This window comes from Bacillus sp. FJAT-42376 (assembly GCF_003816055.1).
GTDB lineage: Bacteria > Bacillota > Bacilli > Bacillales > Bacillaceae > Metabacillus_B.
On record NZ_CP033906.1, the window covers coordinates 2366697 to 2390805 of the forward strand.

At 44.1% G+C, this 24109-nt stretch carries 19 protein-coding genes; all 19 read left to right on the forward strand.

Going from position 1 to position 24109, the window contains the following annotated elements; genetic code table 11:
- The first annotated feature begins 319 nt into the window (after window positions 1-319).
- The 19 genes from CEF21_RS11895 (at window position 320) to CEF21_RS11985 (ending at window position 24102) form a co-directional block, all read left to right on the forward strand.
- Window positions 320-727: a DUF4279 domain-containing protein gene (locus tag CEF21_RS11895; protein ID WP_123920189.1), complete on the forward strand. Its 408-nt coding sequence runs from the start codon at window positions 320-322 to the stop codon at window positions 725-727.
- Between the two features lie 455 nt (window positions 728-1182).
- Complete coding sequence (locus CEF21_RS11900) at window positions 1183-2850, forward strand: ribonuclease J (protein WP_123916616.1); 1668 nt, start codon at window positions 1183-1185, stop codon at window positions 2848-2850.
- Between the two features lie 399 nt (window positions 2851-3249).
- The gene (locus CEF21_RS11905) at window positions 3250-3972 is read left to right on the forward strand and encodes a ClpP family protease (RefSeq protein ID WP_123920191.1); all 723 of its coding nucleotides are present in this window, start codon (window positions 3250-3252) and stop codon (window positions 3970-3972) included.
- Window positions 3969-4193, forward strand: a complete 225-nt coding sequence (locus CEF21_RS11910; protein WP_123916618.1) for a YlzJ-like family protein — start codon at window positions 3969-3971, stop codon at window positions 4191-4193. Before CEF21_RS11905 ends, CEF21_RS11910 begins: the two co-directional genes overlap by 4 nt.
- 134 nt (window positions 4194-4327) lie before the next feature.
- The gene (locus CEF21_RS11915; RefSeq protein ID WP_123916620.1) at window positions 4328-6658 is read left to right on the forward strand and encodes a DNA translocase FtsK; all 2331 of its coding nucleotides are present in this window, start codon (window positions 4328-4330) and stop codon (window positions 6656-6658) included.
- Between the two features lie 207 nt (window positions 6659-6865).
- Complete coding sequence (locus CEF21_RS11920) at window positions 6866-7591, forward strand: GntR family transcriptional regulator (RefSeq protein WP_123916622.1); 726 nt, start codon at window positions 6866-6868, stop codon at window positions 7589-7591.
- Between the two features lie 99 nt (window positions 7592-7690).
- Window positions 7691-8752 carry a BMP family lipoprotein gene (locus tag CEF21_RS11925; RefSeq protein ID WP_123916624.1) on the forward strand — a complete coding sequence of 354 codons (1062 nt, stop codon included), beginning with the start codon at window positions 7691-7693 and terminating at the stop codon, window positions 8750-8752.
- A gap of 167 nt (window positions 8753-8919) precedes the next feature.
- Window positions 8920-10449: an ABC transporter ATP-binding protein gene (locus CEF21_RS11930; RefSeq protein ID WP_123916626.1), complete on the forward strand. Its 1530-nt coding sequence runs from the start codon at window positions 8920-8922 to the stop codon at window positions 10447-10449.
- Window positions 10446-11495 (forward strand): ABC transporter permease, encoded by a 1050-nt coding sequence (locus CEF21_RS11935; RefSeq protein ID WP_123916628.1) that lies wholly within the window; start codon window positions 10446-10448, stop codon window positions 11493-11495. Before CEF21_RS11930 ends, CEF21_RS11935 begins: the two co-directional genes overlap by 4 nt.
- On the forward strand, window positions 11496-12455 hold the full coding sequence (locus CEF21_RS11940) for an ABC transporter permease (RefSeq protein ID WP_123916630.1): 960 nt from the start codon (window positions 11496-11498) through the stop codon (window positions 12453-12455).
- A gap of 307 nt (window positions 12456-12762) precedes the next feature.
- The gene (bcbE, locus tag CEF21_RS11945) at window positions 12763-13986 is read left to right on the forward strand and encodes a bacillibactin exporter BcbE (RefSeq protein ID WP_123916632.1); all 1224 of its coding nucleotides are present in this window, start codon (window positions 12763-12765) and stop codon (window positions 13984-13986) included.
- 447 nt (window positions 13987-14433) lie between these two features.
- Window positions 14434-14892, forward strand: coding sequence for a MarR family winged helix-turn-helix transcriptional regulator (locus tag CEF21_RS11950; protein WP_123916634.1), 459 nt, complete (start codon window positions 14434-14436; stop codon window positions 14890-14892).
- Window positions 14892-18014 (forward strand): MMPL family transporter, encoded by a 3123-nt coding sequence (locus CEF21_RS11955; RefSeq protein WP_123920193.1) that lies wholly within the window; start codon window positions 14892-14894, stop codon window positions 18012-18014. The genes CEF21_RS11950 and CEF21_RS11955 overlap by 1 nt, the downstream gene beginning before the upstream one ends.
- 480 nt (window positions 18015-18494) lie before the next feature.
- Window positions 18495-19772, forward strand: a complete 1278-nt coding sequence (yfmF, locus tag CEF21_RS11960; protein ID WP_123916636.1) for an EF-P 5-aminopentanol modification-associated protein YfmF — start codon at window positions 18495-18497, stop codon at window positions 19770-19772.
- Between the two features lie 5 nt (window positions 19773-19777).
- The gene (yfmH, locus tag CEF21_RS11965) at window positions 19778-21076 is read left to right on the forward strand and encodes an EF-P 5-aminopentanol modification-associated protein YfmH (protein WP_123916638.1); all 1299 of its coding nucleotides are present in this window, start codon (window positions 19778-19780) and stop codon (window positions 21074-21076) included.
- A 52-nt stretch (window positions 21077-21128) separates the two neighbouring features.
- Complete coding sequence (ymfI, locus tag CEF21_RS11970; protein WP_123916640.1) at window positions 21129-21848, forward strand: elongation factor P 5-aminopentanone reductase; 720 nt, start codon at window positions 21129-21131, stop codon at window positions 21846-21848.
- 77 nt (window positions 21849-21925) lie between these two features.
- Window positions 21926-22192: a DUF3243 domain-containing protein gene (locus tag CEF21_RS11975; protein ID WP_123916642.1), complete on the forward strand. Its 267-nt coding sequence runs from the start codon at window positions 21926-21928 to the stop codon at window positions 22190-22192.
- 200 nt (window positions 22193-22392) lie between these two features.
- Window positions 22393-23184, forward strand: coding sequence for a YmfK family protein (locus CEF21_RS11980; protein WP_123916644.1), 792 nt, complete (start codon window positions 22393-22395; stop codon window positions 23182-23184).
- A gap of 18 nt (window positions 23185-23202) precedes the next feature.
- Window positions 23203-24102: a helix-turn-helix domain-containing protein gene (locus CEF21_RS11985; RefSeq protein WP_164462170.1), complete on the forward strand. Its 900-nt coding sequence runs from the start codon at window positions 23203-23205 to the stop codon at window positions 24100-24102.
- Window positions 24103-24109: the final 7 nt, after the last annotated feature.

The following is a 24109-nucleotide window of genomic DNA, read 5'->3' on the forward strand; positions in this document are numbered from 1 at the left end:
TTTAAAGGGTCTAATGCCAATCACAGTAAGTTTTTAGCGTGAATTCACATAGAATTCACGCTTTTATTTTGCTGATATCACTTTTTTATAAAATTCTCATTTGAATTCGCATAAAGTTTTTGTGACAAAACATGTTGAACAGCGGGAACATATGAGCGAAAATAGGTGTGAATTTGTCTGTGAAAAGTAATATTCCTCCAGCCTAAGAGAAAACCAGCGGAACGTCAACTTGGCTAGGTCTCAACGGATAAAGTTTTTAAATTGAAGGATATATTTTATTTGCGATCGAGGAGGAACCATTTTGGATAAAACCAAGGTTATGGCTTATTTTAGTGCAGACGGTGATGAATTTCCTGTGGATGAGGTTACGAATGCTCTTGGTATTGCACCTGCAAGTATTCATACAAAAGGAGAGGCTATTCCTGACAATCCCCAACTTGTATCGACCAAAATCAGACATAGAAAACAAACTGACTGGACTTTAAGCACTGGATACGAAGAATCCTACGATATAAATAATCAGCTGAATGTGATTCTAAAATCGCTTAAAGGGAAAACGGAACAATTAAACCATCTCAGTGAGAGATATAATTTAGAGTTTCTTTTTATGGTAGTCATTCAAGTAGAGAATAACGAATCCCCAGCAATGTATTTACAAAAAGACATGATTGATTTTGCCAGTTCAATTCAAGCCGAGATCCATTTTGATTTGTATATCTTTAGTTGAAATTATCACGCTTTTGATGATAGATTCAAGGCATTTTTTAAAGTGCATATATGTGTGAAATTGCTCTGAGGCTTTTGTGAAAATCTGGATGTGTTTTACCTTGTTTGCACCCTAAAACGAAACCCATTACAAATGATTATCAGCTTTTTAATGGAATAAAAAGAGGGAAGACGCCAAGTGTTTTATGGAGCGGCGCAATTTAAATGAGAGTCCTGAAACCGGAAGCGGGTGAACCTGGATGGAGCGGCAGTATATCATGCTGTGCATGGGACCTCAATCTCCCTTTCTCCGGCTTGTTGTCTTATGCTTGGCGGAGGGATGCAGGAGTCAGGTCAGTTCTGCGCTGCGGCAGGACGCCGCGCCCTGCGCTTTTCTTCTTGTAATCCCTTTCTGTATTCAGGTATAATGAGCCTAAGTGACGTGAACGGGCGAGCAAAACAGGGAGGATTTCTACGTTGAAATTGAAACAGACAGAAAATATTAAAGTGATCGCTTTAGGCGGTGTAGGGGAAATCGGCAAAAATATGTTCGTCATTGAAGTGGATGAGGACTTATTTATTGTTGATGCCGGTCTTATGCATCCTGAAGGGGAAATGCTTGGAATTGATGTTGTTATTCCAGATATTTCGTATTTGATTGAGAACCGCAGCCGCGTTAAAGCGATGTTTTTAACACATGGCCACGAAGAGAATATCGGCGGTGTTTTTTATGTCATGCAAAAATTATCCATTCCCGTATATGGAACAAAACTTACCCTGGCACTTGTTGTGGAGAAGCTTAAAGAGTATGGAATGAAGAATCAGTCGCTGCTCAAAGAAATTGATTCCGATTCTAAAATTGAATTTGACTCTGCTGCCGTCACCTTTTTCCGAACAAACCACAGCATACCAGACTCAGTCGGGGTAGCCATTCACACATCGCTTGGGTCCATTGTACATACAGGAGATTTTAAGTTTGATCAGACACCTACCAATCATCATGTATCGGACATCAGCAAAATGGCAACATTGGGAGACCAGGGTGTGCTATGTCTGCTTTCCGACAGTACAAATGCAGAGAAACCCGGGTATAGCGCATCTGAATCTGTTGTCGGCAGCGAGATTGCCAAAGCGATGTACAATGCAGAGGGCAGAGTGATCATTGCTGTATTCGCATCCAATTACAGCCGGATTCAGCATGTGATTAATGCAGCCATTGAAAATAACCGCAAGCTTGCCATTGTTGGCAAAAATATGATGAATGTCCTTCAGACAGCCATTAAGCTCGGATATATTCAAGTTCAGGACGATCTGATTATTCCATTGCAGGAGCTGGACAAACATCCAAATCAGAAAATTGCCATTCTGACAACCGGTACGAATGGGGAACCGCTTGGCGCGTTAAACCGAATGGCAAGACACTCCCATAAACAGCTGAATGTCACAGAAGGGGATACCGTGATGATTGCGGCGACTCCACTCCCTGGACATGAACTGGAGTTTTCCAAAACGATTGACCTGTTATACCGTGCAGGAGCAAATGTTGTGTTTGGCCAGAAACAGGTCCATGTCTCCGGCCATGGCAATCAGGAAGAATTAAAGCTGATGCTGAATCTGATGAAGCCTACATACTTTATTCCTGTCAACGGAGAGTATAAAATGCAGGTTGCCCACGGCAAACTTGCCCAGCAAGTCGGTATCAGTGATAAAAACGTACTTCTTATTGAAAAAGGCGATGTTGTCCATTTTAGAGAGAATCAAGTTCGCACCGGCTCTAAAGTAACATCCGGAAACATTCTGATTGACGGCCTTGGGGTCGGAGATGTAGGAAACATTGTCCTCAGGGACCGCCGTCTCCTCTCACAGGACGGTATCTTAATTGTTGTCGTGACTCTGGACAAGGCAAACAAGCGCTTAGTAGCGGGACCTGAAATCATTTCAAGAGGGTTTGTCTATGTTAGAGAATCAGAAGAACTGTTAGACAAATCTGCCCTTATAGTTAAAGAAATTGCTGATAAATGCATGAAGGATCATCTGATTGAATGGTCTTCACTGAAACTGAATATACGTGAAGCGTTAAACCAATATTTATATGAGCGGACGAAACGCCGCCCTATGATCCTGCCGATTATTATGGAAGTATGATGAAAAGAAGACCTTTATGTAAGGTCTTCTTTTTTTAATCTTAAAACTCCGTAAAACTTGACTAATGATTGCAGCTAGCCCTCGCCGCTTTGCGCCTGGGGTCTTACCTGTCCCGCTGCTCTAAGCAGGAGTCCCTCCATTCAAAAGGTTGAAAAATCAACATCAGGCTTTAACAGAGCCGATCTAAAAGTTGGTCTCAGACACTCATACATCTTTGAGAGCCATTTGCAGAATTCCGCCCATGTTCCAGCGATCCATTTTTTTGCCTGCAATCTGTTTTCAATGGATTTCTGTATGTGTCTGTATGAAATGCCCTCCGCCTTTCCATAATAAGAGCATATGGAAGAAAGGCAGGAGAATGGCATGTCATTTTCAAATGAATCTCATCCTGATACAGCTATGAACGAAAATCCCGATAAGCAGGAGGAAAAGCAAGGATCACTGGCTGAAAAAATACAGCAGCTGGGACAGACGAACATCCCGCAAATGTCTCAGGAAACCAATATCCATTGCTTAACCATCGTTGGACAAATTGAAGGACATATCCAGCTTCCTCCCCAAAATAAAACAACGAAATATGAGCATGTGATTCCGCAAATTGTAGCGATTGAACAAAATCCTAAAATTGAAGGTCTGCTCGTGATCTTAAATACAGTAGGCGGAGATGTAGAAGCTGGGCTTGCGATTGCAGAAATGCTTGGCTCATTATCCAAGCCAACTGTTTCCATTGTACTGGGGGGAGGCCATTCGATTGGAGTACCGATCGCCGTATCCTGTACCCATTCCTTTATCGCAGAAACGGCAACGATGACGATTCACCCCGTCCGTTTAACCGGACTTGTCATCGGCGTTCCCCAAACCTTTGAATACTTGGATAAAATGCAGGACCGAGTTGTGAATTTTGTAACAAAACATTCCCACATATCTGAAGAGAAATTTAAAGAACTGATGTTTTCCAAAGGCAATCTGACAAGGGATATCGGGACGAATGTAGTAGGAACTGATGCAGTAGAATACGGACTAATCGATGATGTCGGCGGTGTCGGTCTGGCGATTAAAAAATTGAACGAACTGATTGAAGAGAATAAAGGAGATCATAAAGATAAGCAGGTGCTGCAATGATTCTTTATACAACCATGCCGCAGGAGCTTATTTTTGCCCAGGACGGTCAGGATGCTCCGGCTGAACGAATGGCAGTAGTCAATGGAATTGAAATGATTGTCCGTCCATGCGCGGATTCTTCGTTTGAAGTAGTCCGATTGCTCAGCAGCAACCCGAATGATTACTTGCAAACCGAGTGGATGCCGGGACAAAAAATCAAGTCTGGATTATTGGGAATTTAGCCAGAAATCCCCCTTTCTATGGTATACTGAACGTAATCGAACTGAGCAGCCCGTGTAAGGCTGCTTTCTTCGTTTCTATTTGCAGACTGAACGGGTCTGCAAGTCCAATTCATTGAATGATGACAGGTGATTGAATGGCTAAAAAGAAAAGACGTCAAAAAAAGAAAAGTGCAGGCAGACCGGTTTTTAAATATGAGCTGGCAGGCCTCGGAATGACGGCAGCTGCCATTATTGCGATGGCGAAGCTTGGCATTGCGGGTACAGCGATTGTGCAATTTTTCCGGTTTTTTGCAGGTGAATGGTACATTCTCTTTTTAATTGGTCTCGCAGCTTCTGGTATTTATGTATTTTGGTATAAAAAAAGACCCCCATTCTCTTCAAGAAGAATGATTGGCGCTTATTTAATCCTTGCAGCCATTTTGCTGCTCACACATATTAGTTTATTTGAAGCCGTTCTTCAAAGAGGGGAAGCAGGATCGTCAAGTGTCATACGGAATACATGGGAATTGTATGCGATGGAAATAAAAGGAGAAAGCACATCTGGCGATTTAGGCGGGGGAATGATCGGCGCCCTGATGTTTGCTGCTTCTTATTTTTTATTCGCTTCTGCCGGGTCTAAACTGGTCGCAGCAGGAATGATTGTAGCAGGGGTCCTGCTTGTTACAGATAAATCGCTTCAGGAAACGCTCTTTAAATTATTCGGCCCGGTCTTTACTTTCTTTAAAAAGCAATTTGCCGCGTTCTTGAGGGACATGCGCGATCTTCCTAAATCCTTTAAGAAGAAAAAGAGAAAGCCTGATGGCCAGCCGGAAAAGAAAACAAGGCGTTCCAAAGAAGAGAATCCGGTGGAACAAGAGCTTGAAGTTTATGAACCTGTCCGGGAATACGAACCGGAGTCTGAACCGATTATATCGAGCTTCGCAGACAGAGTAGAGCCTTTACAGGAGAATCCTGAACCGGCACCTGAGTCAAAACCGGAATCAAACCCTGAAAACACTCAGCCGATTCAAATCAGTTTTTCAGAAGTGGAAAACAAATCATATAAGCTTCCTCCTGTTTCCCTTTTAAAACAGCCTCAGCATAATGGGCAGCAGACAGACAAAAAAAATATATATGAAAACGCAAGAAAACTTGAGCGCACCTTCCAAAGCTTTGGCGTGAAGGCAAAAGTGACTCAGGTTCATCTTGGTCCGGCGGTTACTAAATATGAAGTGTACCCGGATACCGGTGTGAAAGTAAGCAGAATTGTTAATTTAAGCGATGACCTTGCCCTCGCTCTTGCCGCGAAAGATATCCGTATGGAAGCACCGATTCCAGGGAAGTCCGCAATTGGAATTGAGGTTCCGAACTCGGAGGTTGCAATGGTGTCGTTAAGGGAAGTCATTGATAATAATGCAAATGACCGTCCGGATGCAAAACTATTAATCGGTCTGGGAAGAGACATTTCAGGCGAGGCAGTTCTTGCCGAAATGAATAAAATGCCTCATTTGCTGGTGGCAGGAGCGACGGGAAGCGGAAAAAGTGTATGCATCAACGGGATTATCACAAGCATACTGATGAGAGCCAAACCTCACGAAGTGAAAATGATGATGATTGACCCGAAAATGGTTGAATTGAATGTATACAACGGAATTCCCCATTTGCTCGCACCGGTCGTTACAGATCCTAAAAAGGCCTCTCAGGCGCTGAAAAAAGTGGTCAATGAAATGGAAAGAAGGTATGAGCTTTTTTCCCATACCGGAACAAGGAATATCGAAGGCTACAATGACAATATTAAACGGCTGAATGCAGAAGAAGGGGACAAGCAGCCTGAACTGCCGTATATCGTCGTCATTGTGGACGAGCTGGCGGACTTAATGATGGTCGCTTCTTCAGATGTGGAAGATTCGATAACCCGGCTCTCCCAAATGGCAAGGGCAGCGGGAATTCACTTAATCATTGCCACTCAGCGGCCATCTGTGGATGTAATCACAGGAGTGATTAAGGCCAATATCCCGTCCAGGATTGCTTTCAGTGTGTCGTCTATGACAGATTCACGGACGATCCTCGATATGGGAGGCGCGGAAAAGCTTCTTGGAAGAGGAGACATGCTGTTCCTGCCGTCTGGCGCTTCCAAGCCAGTGCGTGTCCAAGGGGCATTCTTGTCGGATAGTGAAGTAGAGGATGTCGTTGATTTTGTCATTGGCCAGCAAAAGGCCCAGTATCAGGAGAATATGATCCCGACGGAAACGGCCGAAGCGGCAGGTGAAGTAAACGATGACCTTTATGAGGAAGCGGTTCAGCTTGTCGTAGATATGCAGACAGCTTCCGTTTCAATGCTACAGAGAAGGTTCCGTGTCGGTTACACAAGGGCCGCAAGACTGATTGATGCGATGGAAGAGCGTGGCGTTGTAGGACCTTATGAGGGGAGCAAACCACGTGAAGTTTTAGTAAGCAAAACACAGCATGACGAAATGAGTTCGTAGACAGAAGGGCTAATCCCTTCTGTTTCTTTATTTCATTGTTTACATAATAATATTATTTTAAATATTAAGTTTGAGTAAATAGTATTACGAAAATTCGACAAAATTATTAAAATTTATATTTATTTATTAATAGAAACATGATATATTATTTTCGATTAGTAAAGGTTAAACATCAGATGTCTGATCTTTATAAAACGGAGGCTTGCCATGAGCATTAAATCAGACAATCGGCATCTGTACTTGCAGGTGATAGATCGAATTAAAGAAGATATTAAAAATGGTGCCTATAAAGAAAGAGAAAAGCTTCCGTCTGAATTTGACCTGGCGAAAAATTTAGGAGTCAGCAGGGCCACGTTGAGAGAAGCACTTCGTATTCTGGAAGAGGAAAACGTCATCATAAGACGCCATGGAGTTGGAACTTTTGTAAATACCATTCCGTTGTTCAGTTCTGGAATTGAGCAGCTCAACAGTGTGACAGCGATGATCAGACAAGGGGGCAAAACACCCGGAACCATCTTCCTGTCGTCCTCTGTCACAGGTGCAAGAGATGAAGAGATTCAGAGATTTGGCCTGCTGGAAGATGAAGAGATCTTTCAAATGGAACGCGTGCGGACGGCCAATGGAGAACCGGTTGTATACTGTCTGGATAAAATCCCCGGAAAGCTGTTGCCTAAAGACATGATCCACGACAGTGAATCTTTGTTTGAACTTCTCGAGAGCGAAACCGACAGCAAAATCGGCCATGCGATCACAGCCATTGAACCGATTGGCTATCATGAAAAAATTTCTCCGCTATTAAACTGCGAACCTGAAACATCATTGCTGCTCCTTAAGCAGCTTCATTATGATCAGCAGGACCGCGCTGTCCTTTATTCACTTAACTATTTTAGAGCCGATATGTTTTCCTTCCATGTTGTGAGAAAAAGAAATTAAATCCAGCGTACTTTTAGGAGGTGATGGAGGACAAGCTTTTCGTGCTTTACGTTCGAAAGTTTCGCAATATTCTATTCATAATACGGGGGGAAATACAGAATGAAAATGAAAAAATGGGGTTTAGCTCTATCAGCAGTTCTGGCTGCCGGTACAATTCTTGGTGCTTGCGGCAATAAATCAGCTGAAACAGGCGGAAAAGCAAGCGATTTCACCGTAGCAATGGTAACGGATGTAGGCGGAGTAGATGATAAATCATTTAACCAGTCTGCATGGGAAGGCATTCAAAAATTCGGTGAAGAAAACAACATGGAAAAAGGAAATAAAGGGTTTAACTATCTTCAATCCAAAAACGATGGTGACTATGTGACCAACCTGAATACATTGGTTCGCCAAAAATATGATCTCATTTACGGAATCGGCTACAAGCTGCAGCCTGCCATTCAGGAGATTGCGGATCAGCAAAAGAAAACGAATTTTGCAATCGTTGACAGTGTCGTAGAAAAAGATAACGTAGCAAGCATCGTTTTTAAAGAGAATGAAGGTTCTTTCCTTGTTGGAGTTGTAGCAGGCCTGACAACAAAAACAAATAAAATTGGTTTTGTCGGAGGAATGGAAGGCGAACTTATCGGCAAATTCGAAGCTGGATTTGTTGAAGGTGTAAAAGCAGCCAACCCTAAAGCAACAGTAGATGTGCAGTACGCAGGAGCATTTGATAAAGCGGATAAAGGAAAAGCCATTGCTTCTTCTATGTACGGATCGGGAGCAGACATCATTTATCACGCAGCCGGCGCGACTGGAAACGGTGTATTCTCAGAAGCGATCGATCTGAAGAAAAAAGATCCTTCCCGCGAGCTTTATGTAATCGGTGTGGATAAAGACCAAAGCGAAGAAGGAAAAGGGAAAGACAAAGACGGCAAAGAATTCAACATCACGTTAACCTCCATGGTTAAACGCGTTGATGTAGCAGTGAAAGACCTTGCTGAAAAAGCGAAAAACAATGAATTCCCTGGCGGAAAAGTAATCAGCTACGGATTGGATCAAGATGCCATCAGCGTAGCAAAGGGCGACAACGTCTCTGAAGATGTTATGAAAAAAGTAGAAGAATACAAAGAAAAGATCAGCAAGGGCGAAATCGAAGTTCCAACTGCTCCTGCAAAATAATCGAATGTCAACTGGAAAGGCTAGATCTTCTTCTAGCCTTTTTTAAAGCCGGATTTTACTGCAATCTGTATGACTGTCTCTGTCTGAAAGTCCGTTTGGAATCCAAATCGATTTTCAGATGGAGATGTGCATTCAAGCTGTCCATCATGATAAAGGAGTGAAGCACCATGGATTATGTAATCGAAATGCTTGGAATCCGCAAAGAGTTTCCCGGAATTGTCGCGAACAATAATATCACCCTGCAAGTGGAAAAAGGGGAGATACATGCTTTACTCGGTGAGAACGGCGCGGGCAAGTCGACGCTTATGAATGTACTTTTCGGTTTATATCAGCCGGAAAAAGGAGAAATCCGGGTTAAGGGCCAGAAAGTGGATATTACTAATCCTAATATAGCAAATGATCTCGGAATAGGTATGGTACATCAACATTTCATGCTTGTCAACAATTTTACTGTTACCGAAAACATTATATTAGGAAATGAACCATCTAAGATGGGGAAAACGAATTTAAAAGAAGCAGAACAGCAGGTCCGGGAAATTTCCGAAAAATACGGATTAGCCGTAGATCCTCAAGCGAAAATTTCGGATATTTCTGTAGGGATGCAGCAGCGTGTTGAAATTTTGAAAACCCTGTACAGAGGTGCAGAAATTCTGATTTTTGATGAACCGACTGCCGTGCTTACACCTCAGGAAATTAAAGAACTAATTTCCATCATGAAGGCTTTGATTAAAGAGGGGAAATCCATTATTTTGATTACCCACAAGCTGAAAGAAATTATGGAAGTGTGCCACAAAGTCACCGTTATCCGAAAAGGAGAGGGCATCGGAACGGTTTTAGTATCGGAAACGAACCCGAATGAACTTGCATCTCTTATGGTCGGACGGGAAGTGCTGTTTACGACGGCGAAAACACCGGCTGTGCCTAAAGATACGGTACTTGAAGTGAAAGATCTCGTAGTGAAGGACTCAAGGCAGGTAACGGCAATTGATTCACTGTCATTGAACGTAAAAGCAGGAGAAATTGTTGGAATTGCCGGGGTGGATGGCAATGGCCAAACGGAATTGATTGAAGCGATTACCGGACTTAGAAAGCATGAATCAGGCTCCATCCTTTTAAACGGAAAAGAAATTTCCCGCCTGAATCCGAGAAAAGTGGCTGAATCCGGTGTCGGGCATATACCTCAGGACCGCCACAAGCATGGTCTCGTTTTGGATTTCTCTATTGGTGAAAACATGGTGCTTCAAACGTATTATCAGAAGCCTTTCTCGAAAACGGGGATTCTGAAGTTTAAAGAAATTTTCAAAAAAGCAGAAAAGCTTATCGAAGAATTTGATGTTCGTACACCGAGCTCCACTACCCCTGCAAGGGCTCTTTCTGGAGGAAATCAGCAAAAAGCCATTATTGGGCGCGAAGTGGACCGTGATCCTGATCTGCTGATTGCTGCCCAGCCGACAAGGGGTCTGGATGTAGGAGCCATTGAATTTATTCATAGACGCCTCATTGAGCAGCGGGATAAAGGGAAAGGCATTCTGCTTGTATCGTTTGAGCTGGATGAAATTATGAATGTTAGCGACCGGATAGCCGTGCTGTATGAAGGAAAAATAGTCGCGATTGTGAAACCGGAAGAAACGACAGAGCAGGAACTTGGTTTACTCATGGCAGGAAGCAAGCTTAAGGGGAAAGGTGTGACATCATGAAAATCATCAGCCGTTATATGAATTTAGTAATACCGGTTATTGCCGTCATCCTTGGCCTGCTTATCGGAGCTGTCGTCATGCTTGTAAGCGGCTATGATCCGGTTCTTGGATATGCTGCACTTTGGAACGGAATTTTTGGGGATCCTTACAATATCGGGGATACAATCCGTCTTATGACCCCTTATATATTGACGGGACTGGCTGTAGCCTTTGCCTTTAAAACGGGTCTGTTTAATATCGGGGTCGAAGGCCAGGTTCTTGTGGGATGGCTTGCCTCCGTCTGGGTAGGATTGGCTTTTGATCTGCCAAAAATCATCCATTTGCCGCTAGCAGTTGCTGCAGCCGGTTTAGCGGGAGCTTTATGGGGATTTATCCCGGGATTTTTAAAAGCACGTTTCCGTGTTCATGAAGTCATCGTCACCATCATGATGAACTACATTGCTTTATATGCAACAAATGCAATTATTCAATCGGTCTTAACAAAAGGAAGCGATACAACGAAAGAAATTGCGGCTACTGCGAGTCTGCGCTCTGACACGTTTGAAGCGATCACGAACTATTCGAGAATGCATTACGGAATTCTTATTGCCTTGATTGCTGCATTTATTATGTGGTTTTTGCTTGAGCGCACGACTAAAGGGTATGAGCTCCGTGCCGTTGGATTCAATCAGGATGCTGCTCATTATGCAGGGATGAACGTGAACCGCAATATTATCCTTTCGATGGTCATTTCAGGAGCTTTCGCTGGAATCGCCGGTTCGATGGAAGGACTGGGAACTTTCCAATATGCATCCGTTAAAGCCGGATTCACCGGAATCGGGTTTGATGGAATCGCAGTCGCTCTTCTTGGCGGAAATACAGCAATTGGCGTTATATTTGCCGCGTTCCTCTTCGGGGGGTTAAAGGTCGGGGCGCTGAATATGCCTCTTGAAGCAAATGTTCCAAACGAGCTGGTTGAAATCGTCATTGCTCTAATCATATTCTTTGTTGCATCCAGTTACTTTATCCGCTGGTTTTTGCTTAGGTTCAAAAAGGGGGAGAAATAAATGAGCTTACTTCAGGCACTGCAGATTATTATACCTACCGCTCTATTTGTAGCGGCTCCTCTTATTCTGACCGCTTTAGGCGGGGTATTCAGTGAAAAATCAGGTGTTGTAAATATTGGTCTTGAAGGGCTGATGGTCGTTGGGGCATTTACCGGGATTGTTTTTAATCTATCCTTTGCTGAAACCTTCGGCACCCTGACTCCATGGCTTTCCCTGCTCGCTGCGATGATTGCGAGCGCCCTGTTTTCTGTGCTGCATGCCGTTGCAACGATTACGTTTCGTGCAGATCAGGTAGTCAGCGGGGTAGCCATTAACTTTCTCGCTTTAGGCTTAACCCTGTTTCTCGTAAAAAACATTTACGATAAGGGACAAACAGACCGCATTCAGGAAAGTTTCGATATTATTGACATTCCGCTTTTAAGTAAGATTCCGGTGATCGGACCGCTGTTTTTCAGCAACGGCTATATCACGTCCTACATTGCGATCCTGCTCTCTGTCCTCGTTTGGTATGTGATTTACAAAACGCCATTCGGCTTAAGGCTGAGAGCGGTCGGTGAGCATCCGATGGCAGCAGATACGATGGGAATCAATGTGACCAAAATGAGATACATCGGTGTCATATTGTCAGGTGCCCTTGCGGGGATCGGCGGATCCATCTATGCCACCATTATTTCAAGGGATTTCAGCCATGCTACCATCAGCGGACAGGGGTTTATGGCTCTGGCAGCCATGATCTTCGGAAAATGGCATCCGCTTGGCGCGATGGGGGCTGCCCTATTCTTTGGATTGGCACAGGGGATCAGTATTGTTGGCGGATCCATCCCGTTTTTGAAAGATATCCCGGAAGTGTACCTGCTTATCACACCGTACGTGCTGACGATCCTTGCATTGACAGGTTTCATCGGACGGGCAGATGCGCCGAAGGCTTTGGGAACACCTTATATTAAAGGCAAAAGATAAAAGCTGCTTCTTGCAGCTTTTTTTGTTTGGCTCCGGCACTCGGTGATTGCGAGATTCCTCCCGGCAGGCGCAAAGAGGCAGGTTCACCGCCCGCCAAAGTTTGCTGGCGCTGCACGGAAATCACCAGTTAAGTTTAATTAAATCTCTGCAGGAATAAGGTAAACAAATCCCCTGGCGATCTGGTATATAAATGGACAAGGAGTAAATTACCACACCAGCCTTTCCGTTTCTGATCGATTAATGCTGAATAAAAGATCTGCACATTCGGCACAATGTTCATATCGACTAAATGAGTTGGGTGAATGAAATGGCAGATTCAAATAAGCTGAATTTATTGGCACTGTCCTCAGTGCCGCTCGTTATGACGCTCGGTAATTCTATGCTGATCCCCGTTCTTCCAGCTATAGAAAAAGAGCTGGGAATCACCTCTTTCCAGGTTTCATTGATTATTACGGTTTATTCGATTGTCGCCATTCTTTTGATTCCGCTTGCCGGGTACTTGTCAGACCGGATTGGAAGAAAAACAGTTATGGTTCCCTGCCTGATCATTGCCGGTGCGGGAGGAGCCCTGTCGGCCTGGGCTTCCACCAATTCGGGGAATCCATTCTTGTGGATTCTTGCAGGGAGGATTCTTCAGGGGATAGGTTCTGCGGGTGCGGCACCTGTTGTCATACCTCTGATTGGTGATCTATTTGATGATGATGAAAAAATCAGCTCTGGACTTGGCTTAATTGAAACAGCCAATACAGCCGGTAAAGTGCTGAGTCCGATTATCGGGGCATTTTTAGCAAGCTTTGTCTGGTATTTGCCGTTTTGGTTTATTCCGTTTTTCAGTATCATCGGAGTTCTTCTCGTATTTTTTATGGTGAAAGTACCAAAAAAAGAAAAGGAAGCACAGTCCTTGAAAGAGTTTTTAAAATGCGTGAAGGACATTTTTAAGAAAAGCGGCAGGTGGCTGTATGCCATCTTTGCCATTGGCGGAATTATCATGCTTGTTTTATTTGGAATTCTTTTTTATTTGTCCGATACGCTAGAGAAAAAGTATGGAATCGACGGAGTGGCAAAAGGGTTTATGCTCGCAATTCCGCTGCTTGCTTTATCCGTTAGTTCCTTTATCGCAGGAAAGGTGATAGGCAGTAAGAAGCATTTAATGAAGGTGCTGATCGTGATGGGAATGGCGCTTCTTGCTGTTTCTTTTGTAGCAATCCGTTTGCAGCATTCGTTTGCGTTTCTGATTGTATTTCTCGTGCTCAGCGGAATTGGAATCGGAGTGGCGCTCCCGTCACTCGATGCACTCATTACAGAGGGGATTGAAAAGGAGCACAGGGGAACGATCACGTCATTTTACAGCTCTATGCGGTTTATCGGTGTCGCTGCCGGACCTCCTCTCTATGCGGCCATTATGCCAAGATCGGAACATTGGATTTATTACGTATCGATCGGATTCAGTTTTACCGCCATGCTGATTGGCATGTTTTTTATCAGACCCCAGGAAAAAAGCGGACAGCCATCCAAGCTGAAAGCAACGTAGAGGATGGAACATAACTAAACAAAATTGTTGTCCTTAGGCCGAATATTTTTTTTGAAAAAAGCATAAAAAACAACAAAACCGAACTATTGTGAAGCTCTAAACCAGAGTTTCAAATAATAGTTCGGTTTTTTTATTCGCTATATTAAAGCGTATTGTTGATTTTTTAAACCCAGTTGATTGAAGTGGAAGGCGCGAGCCTCCGAGCTGATAGCAGCGGGACAGGTGAGACCCCGCAGTGGCGAAGCCAGGAGGGAGGCTCACCGCCCGCCCAAGGATAAGCGAGCGCCTGCAACGAAAATCAACAGCCAAGTTTAACAGAGTTCTTTTATTAGCCTGAAACCTCTTGCCCAGCCTCTTCTTTTTTATAAGGCATATAAAGCCTTGACAGAATAGTCTGTCAACCGGTTTAATAGTTTATGTAGTGAATGGTTAATGAGGTGAACTATTATGGATGGTGATAAAGTTAAAGCTTTCATACATAGGTATGAAGAGGTTTATTTCTTTGCAGCAAAAAGAGTCACAGCGATCGTGACAGAAAAGGTGCTAGAAGACATAACAATTGAGCAGTACCAAATTCTCCGCTACATCACCATGTTTCCGAACTGTCAGGCCACGATGCTTGCAGAGATGTGCGGAGTCAATAAGAGCGCTATCTCAGCCATGATAGAGAGGCTTGTTCAGAAAGGCTTTGTAGAACGGATGCGGGATGAAAAAGACCGCCGAAATGTTTTTCTTGAAAGCACGGCCAAAGGACGCGGTGTATACGAAAAAGGAGAGCAGCAAATCCAAAAATTCGTTTCAAGTTATTTAACCGAGCTTTCTGAAGAGGAAATTGATACCTTTTTGACCGTGTTTGAAAAAATCTCAGCCAGCATGGCGATGAAAGAGCGGGGAAATGAGCGATGATGAGAGGGATAATTAAGTTAAGATGGGTATTGCTGGCATTATGGGTTGCGGCTGCAGGCGTTCTTATGGCAACAGCACCAAACATGGGAGACCTTGTGGCAGAAAAAGGGCAAATTTCAGTTCCGGATGGCTACTCTTCCTCTGTAGCAGGAGATTTGCTTGAAGAGCAGTCTTCAAATAGCGGGGCTGCTCTGGCACTTGTTTTCCATGATGATAAAAAGCTGAGCGAGACGGCAAAAAACGAAATGAAAAAAGCCGTAGAAGATCTTAAACAAAATAAGAAGGAACTCGGCATCCAGTCGATTACCACTCATTTTGATAACAAAGAGCTTGAAAAGCAGATGGTGTCATCAGACGGGAAAACCATCCTTGCAGCCGTCTCGTTGGAAGACAGCAAAAAGCCGGTTGCGGATGTTGCGGAAAGAATTAAAAAGCAAATTAGCCGCTACAAAGTGGATTCTTATATGACTGGGAGCGAGCTGATAGATAAAGATGTCGTAGACAGTTCGCAGGAAGGGCTTAAGAAGACGGAATATATTACGGTTGCGTTTATTCTTGTTGTCCTGATTCTTGTATTCCGATCCCTGGTGGCGCCGATTATTCCCCTGATAACCGTCGGAGTTGCCTATATGGTCAGTCAGGCAGCTGTGTCGTATTTTGTGGAGTATTTTAATTTTCCTCTTTCTACTTTCACGCAGATCTTTATGGTCGCGGTAATGTTCGGAATCGGGACAGATTATTGCATTCTGCTTTTGAGCCGGTTCAAAGAAGAGCTTGGACACGGGGAAGATAAAACGGAAGCCATTATCAAAACCTTTAAAACGGCAGGCAGAACCGTTATTTTCAGCGGTCTTGCTGTTTTTGCGGGATTTGCCTCTATTGCCTTTGCAGAATTTAAACTTTATCAGTCTGCGGTTGCAGTTGCGGTTGGGATTGCGTTCCTTATTATTGCCCTCATAACAATCGTTCCATTTTTTATGATGGTGCTCGGAAACAATCTATTCTGGCCGTTAAAAGGCAATATTAAACATTCTGAAAGCCGTTCATGGGAATGGGCCGGAAAATTTTCATTTAAAAGGCCAGTTATTGCTCTGCTGATTATCGCTGCCATTATAGCACCGGCACTTCTTCAATATAATGGAAGCTTATCTTTCAATTCACTCGATGAAATTGGAGATCAATACGAGTCTGTCAAGGCATTTAACATTATTTCCGATAGTTTTGGCCCAGGTGAATCCCTTCCTGCCACGATTGTGATCAAAGATGATCAGCCGCTCAACAGGAAGGAAACACTCGCGACGATTGAAAAAATAAGCGGGGACCTGGATCAGATTGACGATGTGGATAAAGTAAGAAGTGCAACCCGCCCTCTTGGAGATCAAATAAAGGATCTGGAAGTGGCCAGTCAGGCAGAAGAACTTGGCAATGGAATCGAAAAAGGAAATGACGGAATTAAAAAAATCGGGGAAGGCCTGAATCAGGCTTCCGAACAGCTTGCAGGATCAGAACCGAAGCTGAAGGAGGCAACGTCCGGGATTGACCAGCTTATAAAAGGTTCAAACGACCTTAAAAATGGGGTCGGCGAAGTAGAAAAAGCCTTGAAACAAATAGAAAAAGGGATGAATCAAGGTTCATCCGGTTCCCTGGAAATCAAAAAACAAGTAGATTCGGCTAAAAAGAATGTCGATCAGCTGATTGCTGGAAGCGGCGCAGTACTCTCGGGATATAAAGAAGCTGAAAAACAGCTTGGCGAGCTTTCGAAAGGTTTAACAGCGGTCGATAAAGGAGTAAAAGGTTCTCAGGCTGCCATAGCCGGACTAAAAGATCCGCTGAATAGACTCGCAGCCAACCCCGCCTATCCAAATATTCAAAATGATCCGGATTATCAAGTCGTTTACGGAAGCATTTTAGGACTTGAAAAGGGACTTTCTGAGCTATCCGGGGCTTCGGAAAAGCTGGCAGCGGGATTGCAAGCAGCTCTGCCGCAGATTAAAAAGGCGAATGACGGGCTGTCTGCAGTAAATAACGGGCAGAAACAGTTCCAAAATGGACTTGGCCAGCTTTCTGATGGATTAGGCCAGCTTTCTGATGGACTGGCGGCTGCCTCAAATGGTCAAAATCAAGTCATTCGCCAGCTTCCTAAACTTTCAGAGGGAGCAGGCATGCTTGCGGATGGGCAGTCAGAGTTGAAAAATGGGCTGAATCCATTCTCATCGCAGCTCGGTTCACTCACAAAAGGGCTTGATGACAGTGTCAACGGGCTGACGCAAGTCTCCGGCGGCCTGAACGAAGCTGAATCGTATCTGGAAGGTCTCAGCCGCTCCGGTGCAGACGGGTTCTACTTGCCGGATGAGGTTTTAAAGAACGATGAGTTTCAGCAAGTTTTTAATGAATACATGTCAGAAGATAAAACCCTCACAACCATGGATGTGGTTTTGAAAGTGAATCCGTATTCCAATGAAGCGCTCTCGAAAATGAATGAAGTGGAAGACACAGTAAAAAGAGCAGTCAAAGGAACGTCGCTTGAAAATGCGACAGTGGGTGTATCAGGTGTAACAAGCACTTATGCGGATTTAAAGCAGATTTCGGACGCTGATTACAACCGTACTGTGTTGTTCATGATCTCTGCGATTTTGATCATCCTCGCGATTCTGTTAAGATCGTTTGTCATGCCGATCTATCTTGTAGGGTCGCTTTTGATCACGTATTACTCTGCGAGTGCAATTTCCGAGTGGATATTTGTGGATCTCTTAGGATATGACGGAATCAACTGGGCTGTCCCTTTCTTCGGATTTGTCATTTTAATGGCATTGGGAATCGATTATTCCATATTCCTGATGGACCGGTTTAACGAGTATAAAGATCTTGACGTAAAGTCCGCCATGATTACGGCGATGAAAAACATGGGAACCGTCATTATATCCGCTGCGGTGATTCTTGCCGGAACCTTTGCTGCCATGCTTCCATCCGGCGTGCTGTCCCTCCTTCAAATTGCAACGCTCGTATTGACGGGACTCATATTATACGCGTTTGTCATTTTGCCGATCTTTGTTCCGGTTATGGTGAGAACGTTCGACAAAGCGAACTGGTGGCCATTTATGGGCAAACGGAATCAAGAGTAAATGAACGGATGGGGACTGTGAACAGTCTCATTTATATAAAACAGGGTGACGTTCTAAGACGTTTCCCTGTTTTTTTATTTGGCTATGTTAAAGCATGTTGTTGATTTTAACCCCTGTTGATTGGAGCGGAAGGAGCGGCGGGACAGGTGGGACTAACAGAGCTTTTACTAAAGGCATCCTGATTTCACAAATACGGTTACGCCCGCGCCAAATTCGATTAATCGAACCAGTTTAAATTTGGAATCGTTAGACGGTCTCCTGCTTCAGAAGGACTGAACGGGCGATTTGCATTCGGCAAAAGCCGGAATAAGAATGAGCCCTTTCTAATAGGGATGTATAATCCCCCAAAATACAGAGCACCCGATCTCCTCATTTCCTAAATGTTCCTCCAATTGGTATAATTACTGGTACGATTAGACTCATTTAAAACAAAAAAGGCTAAACTACAAAGGATAATCCTTAAGTTAGAGGAGTGAAGGCATGTCTTTTTTTAAAGAAAAGCAAACAAAACTGAACGGGATGACCGTTCATACAGTTAAAACAGATAAATACAAGACGAATACACTTGTTTTAAAGATGATGGCCCCTCTGGAAAAAGAGTTTGTGACGAAACGGGCCATTTTGCCGCACCTGCTGCAAAGGGCCACCGAGAGGTTCCCATCAACAGGGGAATTAAGAAATCATCTTGACGCACTGTATGGAGCTTCCCTTTTTGCCGATTTATCCAAAAAAGGGGAAAACCACATCATTACCTTCAGGATGGAAGTGGCCAATGAAAAATTTTTGTCGGAGAAGACTCCTTTGCTTGAAGATGCGGTTAAGCTGCTGTCGGATATTTTGCTGCGGCCGCTTCTTAGAGGGAACGGATTTGACGAGGGAATGGTAAAAGAAGAAAAACGGACGCTGAAACAAAGAATCCAGGCTGCTTATGATGATAAAATGCGGTATTCCAACTTGAGGCTTGTCCAGGAAATGTGCAAAGAAGAACCGTATGCCCTCCATGTAAACGGAGAGATGGATCAGGTGGATGACCTGACGGCTGAATCCCTATATGATTATTATCAAAAGGTCTTAAAAGAAGATAAACTTGATTTTTATCTTATTGGAGATTTTGATGAGTCCGCGGCAGAGAAGATGATTGAGTCCTATTTTGACTTCCCGGCCAACGCCCATGCTTATCCTGAAACCGAAAAAGCACTAAAACAAGAAGTAAAAGAAAAAGAAGTAATTGAGGAAGAAGACGTAAAGCAGGGGAAACTGAACATCGGCTACAGAACCAACTGTCTTTATAAAGACCCTGAATATTACGCCCTTCAAGTGTTCAACGGTATTTTCGGCGGATTTTCCCACTCAAAGCTCTTCATCAACGTCCGCGAAAAAGCAAGTCTCGCTTATTATGCCGCATCACGAGTTGAATCCCATAAAGGACTGCTGATGGTCATGTCTGGAATCGAAGTCGGCAACTATGACCAGGCTGTCACCATTATTAAAGAACAGATGGAAGCGATGAAAAAAGGAGACTTTACAGAGGATGACCTGACCCAGACAAAAGGCGTCATCCGGAATCAGCTGCTTGAAACGATTGATACGAGCTACGGCTTGAGCGAAATTCTTTATCAGAATGCTGCAGCGGACACAGAGAGAACCTTTGATGAACTATTAGATGGAATCAGTCAGGTGACGAAGGAAGAGGTTGTGGCAGCGGCTGACAAAATTGAACTCGACACGATTTATTTTCTTAAAGGAACGGGGGCTTGAGACCGATGGCGGAGCCAATTAAATTTGAACAGCTTCAAGAAGAACTTTACCATGAAAAAATGGACAATGGATTAAATGTGTATGTGCTGCCGAAAAAAGGCTTCAACAAAACCTATGCCACATTTACAACCCGCTACGGGTCAATTGATAATGAATTTGTACCGCTGGGGCAGAACGAGATGAAGAAAGTTCCCGATGGAATTGCTCACTTCCTAGAGCATAAGCTTTTTGAAAAGAAGGATGGCGATGTGTTTCAGCAGTTCAGCAAACAAGGCGCTTCATCCAATGCTTTCACTTCCTTTACGCGGACCGCTTATTTGTTTTCCAGTACATCCGATGCTGATAAAAACTTGGAAACACTGATTGATTTTGTACAGGAACCTTACTTTACTGATCAGTCAGTGGAAAAGGAAAAAGGAATTATCGGCCAGGAAATCAACATGTACGACGATAACCCGGACTGGCGGCTTTATTTCGGGCTTATCGAAAATATGTATGAGAAACACCCTGTGAAAATTGATATAGCCGGAACAGTCGAGTCGATTTCCCACATTACGAAGGATTTGCTTTACGAGTGCTATCACACCTTTTACCATCCGAGCAATATGCTGCTTTTCATTACAGGCCCTGTTGACCCTGAAAAGATTTTAAAGCAGGTGCGCGAAAATCAGCAAAAGAAAACATTTGAAGCACCGGAGACGATTCAGCGTCCGGAACTTGCCGAAAAGGCTGAAGTGTATAAAAAGAGCGAAAAGCTGCCGATGAATGTGCAGTCTTCTAAATGCCTGGTCGGGATTAAAGCAAATCAAACCGGCTTGTCCGGAGAAGATCTGCTTAAAAAAGAACTTACGGCAAATCTGATCCTGGATGTGCTGTTCGGTAAAAGCTCCGGTCATTTTCAGAGCATGTACAGCAATGGGCTGATTGATGATACGTTCAGCTATGATTATACAGAAGAAGAAAGCTTTGGCTTTGCGATGATCGGGGGAGACACGGATCAGCCTGAGGAACTTGCCAAACAGATAAAGGACATTTTATTCTCAGCCAGAGAAGAAGGCGTGGATGAAGCCCGCCTAAAAACAGCTGTCAAGAAGCGTATAGGGGCTTTTTTAAGATCTGTAAACTCTCCAGAATACATCGCCAATCAATTTACGCGCTATGCGTTTAATGACATGAATTTGTTTGATGTGGTGCCCGTGCTGGAACAGATCAGCAAAGAAGACGCAGATTCGCTCCTGCAATCCCTGGCGGATGAAAATCAGATGACTGTATTCGCGGTAGTCCCTAAAAAGCAAAGTAAATAACGTTTATGCCGGCTGTCAGCAGCCGGCATAATTGCGTCAGGAGAGGAAATGAATGAAATACGCACTGATTACCGGGGCAAGCGGAGGAATTGGATCCGCTATCGCTGCAAAGCTCGCTGAAGAGGGATGGAACCTGTATCTTCATTATCACAGTAATGAGGGAAAAGCGGCGGAGCTGAAACAAGAGCTCGAACAGAAGGGGGTTACCTGCTGCGCTGTTCAGGCGGATTTATCCGTGCCGGACGGTCCCGCTGCACTGCTTGGGCAATTGCTTGTTCCCCCCGGGCTCCTGATCTTATCAAGCGGGACAGCACCGTACGGACTGATAACCGATTTGACAGATGAGGAGGTCCGGCGGCAGATCCAGCTACATGTCACAAGTCCTTTCCTTCTTTCCAAAGGTCTGGTGCCGGCCATGGTTACTCAGAAGAAGGGCTCTATTATAGTCGTTACATCAATTTGGGGAGAAAAAGGAGCGTCATGCGAAGTCCTTTATTCAATGGTAAAGGGCGGGCAGAATACATTTGTGAAGGCACTGGCAAAAGAGCTTGCTCCAAGCGGAGTACGCGTGAATGCCGTATCACCGGGAGCGGTAATGACGAATATGCTGAACCGTTTTGAGGAGGAAGATCTGAATCAGCTTGCAGAAGAAATTCCTGCCGGGCGTCTCGGACAGCCTGAGGAAATTGCAGAAGCTGCAGCCTTTTTGGCGTCTGAAAAATCCTCTTACATAACCGGCCATATTCTTTCTGTGAATGGCGGATGGGATTAATGAAATAACGTGAATAAAAATGAGTGAATCAGCAAAACTAACTCTGTAATCAATTTTTTGGAATGGAGGAATGAACAATGTCTGTATTGAATAATTGGGATTCCTGGAAAAACTTCCTTGGAGATCGTCTTCACCACGCTGAAAACAGCGGAATGAGCCGTGAAACAGTCTCAGGTCTTGCTTATGAAATCGGCGGATACCTAGCAAACCAAGTAGACTCCAAAAATGATCAGGAAAAAGTTCTTGCTGATTTATGGAGCGTTGCAAGTGAAGAAGAGCAGCATGCCATTGCGAATATGATGGTAAAGCTTGTTTCAAACAACGGAACAGAAGGAACTCATTAAAATGAGGGAGGCTTAAGCCTCTCTTTTTTCATTCCGTTTACCCGGCTGATCCGGAACCTGTATCAGCCATTTTTTTCCGGATGGGGACCAGCATCTTCCTGCATTAAGAGGTTTAGGCAATTCTTCTTTCTTATTGGGGGAAAATGCTTTATTATAGTTTTATAGGTACAGTTCGCCTCAAGTTGAAAGGGGGATTCTTCTTGCAAAAGGAAGAATGGTACTTGGAGTACGAAATTCAGAAAAATCGGCCTGGTTTGCTTGGGGATGTTTCTTCCCTTCTGGGTATGCTGTCTATTAACATTGTGACAATCAACGGTGTGGATGACTCTCGAAGAGGACTCCTGCTTAAATGTGAACATAATGACCAGATTAAGCGTCTTGAATCAATCTTACATACAATGGACACGATTACCGTGACAAAGTTACGGAAGCCTAAGCTGCGGGACCGTCTTGCAGTCAGACACGGACGGTATATACAGCGCGACGCAGATGATAAAAAAACATTCCGCTTTGTCCGCAATGAACTCGGTTTGCTTGTTGATTTCCTCGCAGAGCTGATGAAACAGGATGGGCACAAACTAATCGGAATCCGGGGAATGCCCAGAGTGGGGAAGACAGAATCAATTGTGGCTTCAAGTGTCTGTGCCAATAAGAGATGGCTTTTTGTCTCTTCTACTCTGCTTAAGCAAACGCTTCGCAGCCAGCTCATAGCAGATGAGTACGACGCTGATAATTTATTTATTATTGATGGGATTGTTTCAACGAGAAGAGGAACAGAACGGCATCTGCAGCTGGTCCGGGAGATTATGCGCCTGTCCGCTACAAAGATTGTGGAGCATCCGGATGTGTTTGTCCAGAATACAGAGTATACGCTGGAGGACTTTGATTACATCATTGAGCTCCGGAATGACCCGGATGAAGAAATCACATATGAAGATGCTGAAGAGCCGCAAATGCTCGATCAGTCTGCTTTTTCTGGATTTGATTTTTAATTATGGAAGGTGTTATGGTTGAGCGAATTAGGAAATCGCCTTAAGCAAGCGAGGGAAGAAAAGCAGATAACATTGGATGATTTGCAGACAATGACAAAAATCCAAAAAAGGTATCTGATAGGAATCGAAGAAGGCAATTATAAAATCATGCCGGGGAAGTTTTACGTTCGGGCATTTATTAAGCAGTACGCAGAGGCCGTAGGATTGAATCCGGATCAGCTTTTTGAAGAGTATAGAAAAGACGTTCCCGACAGCGGCCAGGATGAATTGCCCGGACAGCTGTCCAGGGTGCAGACACAGCGGGAGCTTCCTGAAAGCGCGTCGAAAGCGATCGCCCTTTTGCCGACGATTATTATCATCATTCTGATTGTCATTGCAGCCGCGGTCATTTATATGGTTTCCCAAAAAGGTGCAGCAGAGGATCCCCCGCAAAAAACAGTTCCTGAAACGGAATCGATCGGTTCAGAAGTGAAGATCGATGACTCACTCAAAGACAAAGACAGCGGGCAAAAAGCAGACGAGCCTCAGCCGGAGGCCCAGCCTGAACAGGAGCCGGCAAAAGAAGAGCCTCAGGCTCCAAAGCAGGCCATTGCGGGCAAAGAAACCGGGAAGGATTCTTCCGAGTACGCTGTTACAGGTGCAGAGAAACTCGAAGTGGAAATCACAGCCAAGGGTTCTGCCTGGGTTAGTGTGAAAAACAGCAAAGGAAAATCATTTTTCTCCGGCATGCTGAACAAAGGAAAAACCCAAAAAATTGATATGAGCAGTGAAAATGAAGTGAAAATCCGTATTGGAAGTGCTCCGAATACAGAAATTAAAGTGAACGGTGAAGTCATTAAATATGTGATCGATCCTTCCAGGAATACCGTGCAGTCTCTCACCATTACGTATACAAAAGCTGAAAAGCCATCTTCATGATGGCTTT

Excerpts from the sequence above, each read along its gene's own strand:
- CEF21_RS11895 (WP_123920189.1), top strand. The coding sequence starts at position 320 with ATGGCTTATTTTAGTGCAGACGGTGATGAATTTCCTGTGGATGAGGTT.
- CEF21_RS11905 (WP_123920191.1), top strand. The coding sequence starts at position 3,250 with ATGAACGAAAATCCCGATAAGCAGGAGGAAAAGCAAGGATCACTGGCT.
- CEF21_RS11910 (WP_123916618.1), top strand. The coding sequence starts at position 3,969 with ATGATTCTTTATACAACCATGCCGCAGGAGCTTATTTTTGCCCAGGAC.
- CEF21_RS11915 (WP_123916620.1), top strand. The coding sequence starts at position 4,328 with ATGGCTAAAAAGAAAAGACGTCAAAAAAAGAAAAGTGCAGGCAGACCG.
- CEF21_RS11920 (WP_123916622.1), top strand. The coding sequence starts at position 6,866 with ATGAGCATTAAATCAGACAATCGGCATCTGTACTTGCAGGTGATAGAT.
- CEF21_RS11925 (WP_123916624.1), top strand. The coding sequence starts at position 7,691 with ATGAAAATGAAAAAATGGGGTTTAGCTCTATCAGCAGTTCTGGCTGCC.
- CEF21_RS11930 (WP_123916626.1), top strand. The coding sequence starts at position 8,920 with ATGGATTATGTAATCGAAATGCTTGGAATCCGCAAAGAGTTTCCCGGA.
- CEF21_RS11935 (WP_123916628.1), top strand. The coding sequence starts at position 10,446 with ATGAAAATCATCAGCCGTTATATGAATTTAGTAATACCGGTTATTGCC.
- CEF21_RS11940 (WP_123916630.1), top strand. The coding sequence starts at position 11,496 with ATGAGCTTACTTCAGGCACTGCAGATTATTATACCTACCGCTCTATTT.
- bcbE (WP_123916632.1), top strand. The coding sequence starts at position 12,763 with ATGGCAGATTCAAATAAGCTGAATTTATTGGCACTGTCCTCAGTGCCG.
- CEF21_RS11950 (WP_123916634.1), top strand. The coding sequence starts at position 14,434 with ATGGATGGTGATAAAGTTAAAGCTTTCATACATAGGTATGAAGAGGTT.
- CEF21_RS11955 (WP_123920193.1), top strand. The coding sequence starts at position 14,892 with ATGAGAGGGATAATTAAGTTAAGATGGGTATTGCTGGCATTATGGGTT.
- yfmF (WP_123916636.1), top strand. The coding sequence starts at position 18,495 with ATGTCTTTTTTTAAAGAAAAGCAAACAAAACTGAACGGGATGACCGTT.
- yfmH (WP_123916638.1), top strand. The coding sequence starts at position 19,778 with ATGGCGGAGCCAATTAAATTTGAACAGCTTCAAGAAGAACTTTACCAT.
- ymfI (WP_123916640.1), top strand. The coding sequence starts at position 21,129 with ATGAAATACGCACTGATTACCGGGGCAAGCGGAGGAATTGGATCCGCT.
- CEF21_RS11975 (WP_123916642.1), top strand. The coding sequence starts at position 21,926 with ATGTCTGTATTGAATAATTGGGATTCCTGGAAAAACTTCCTTGGAGAT.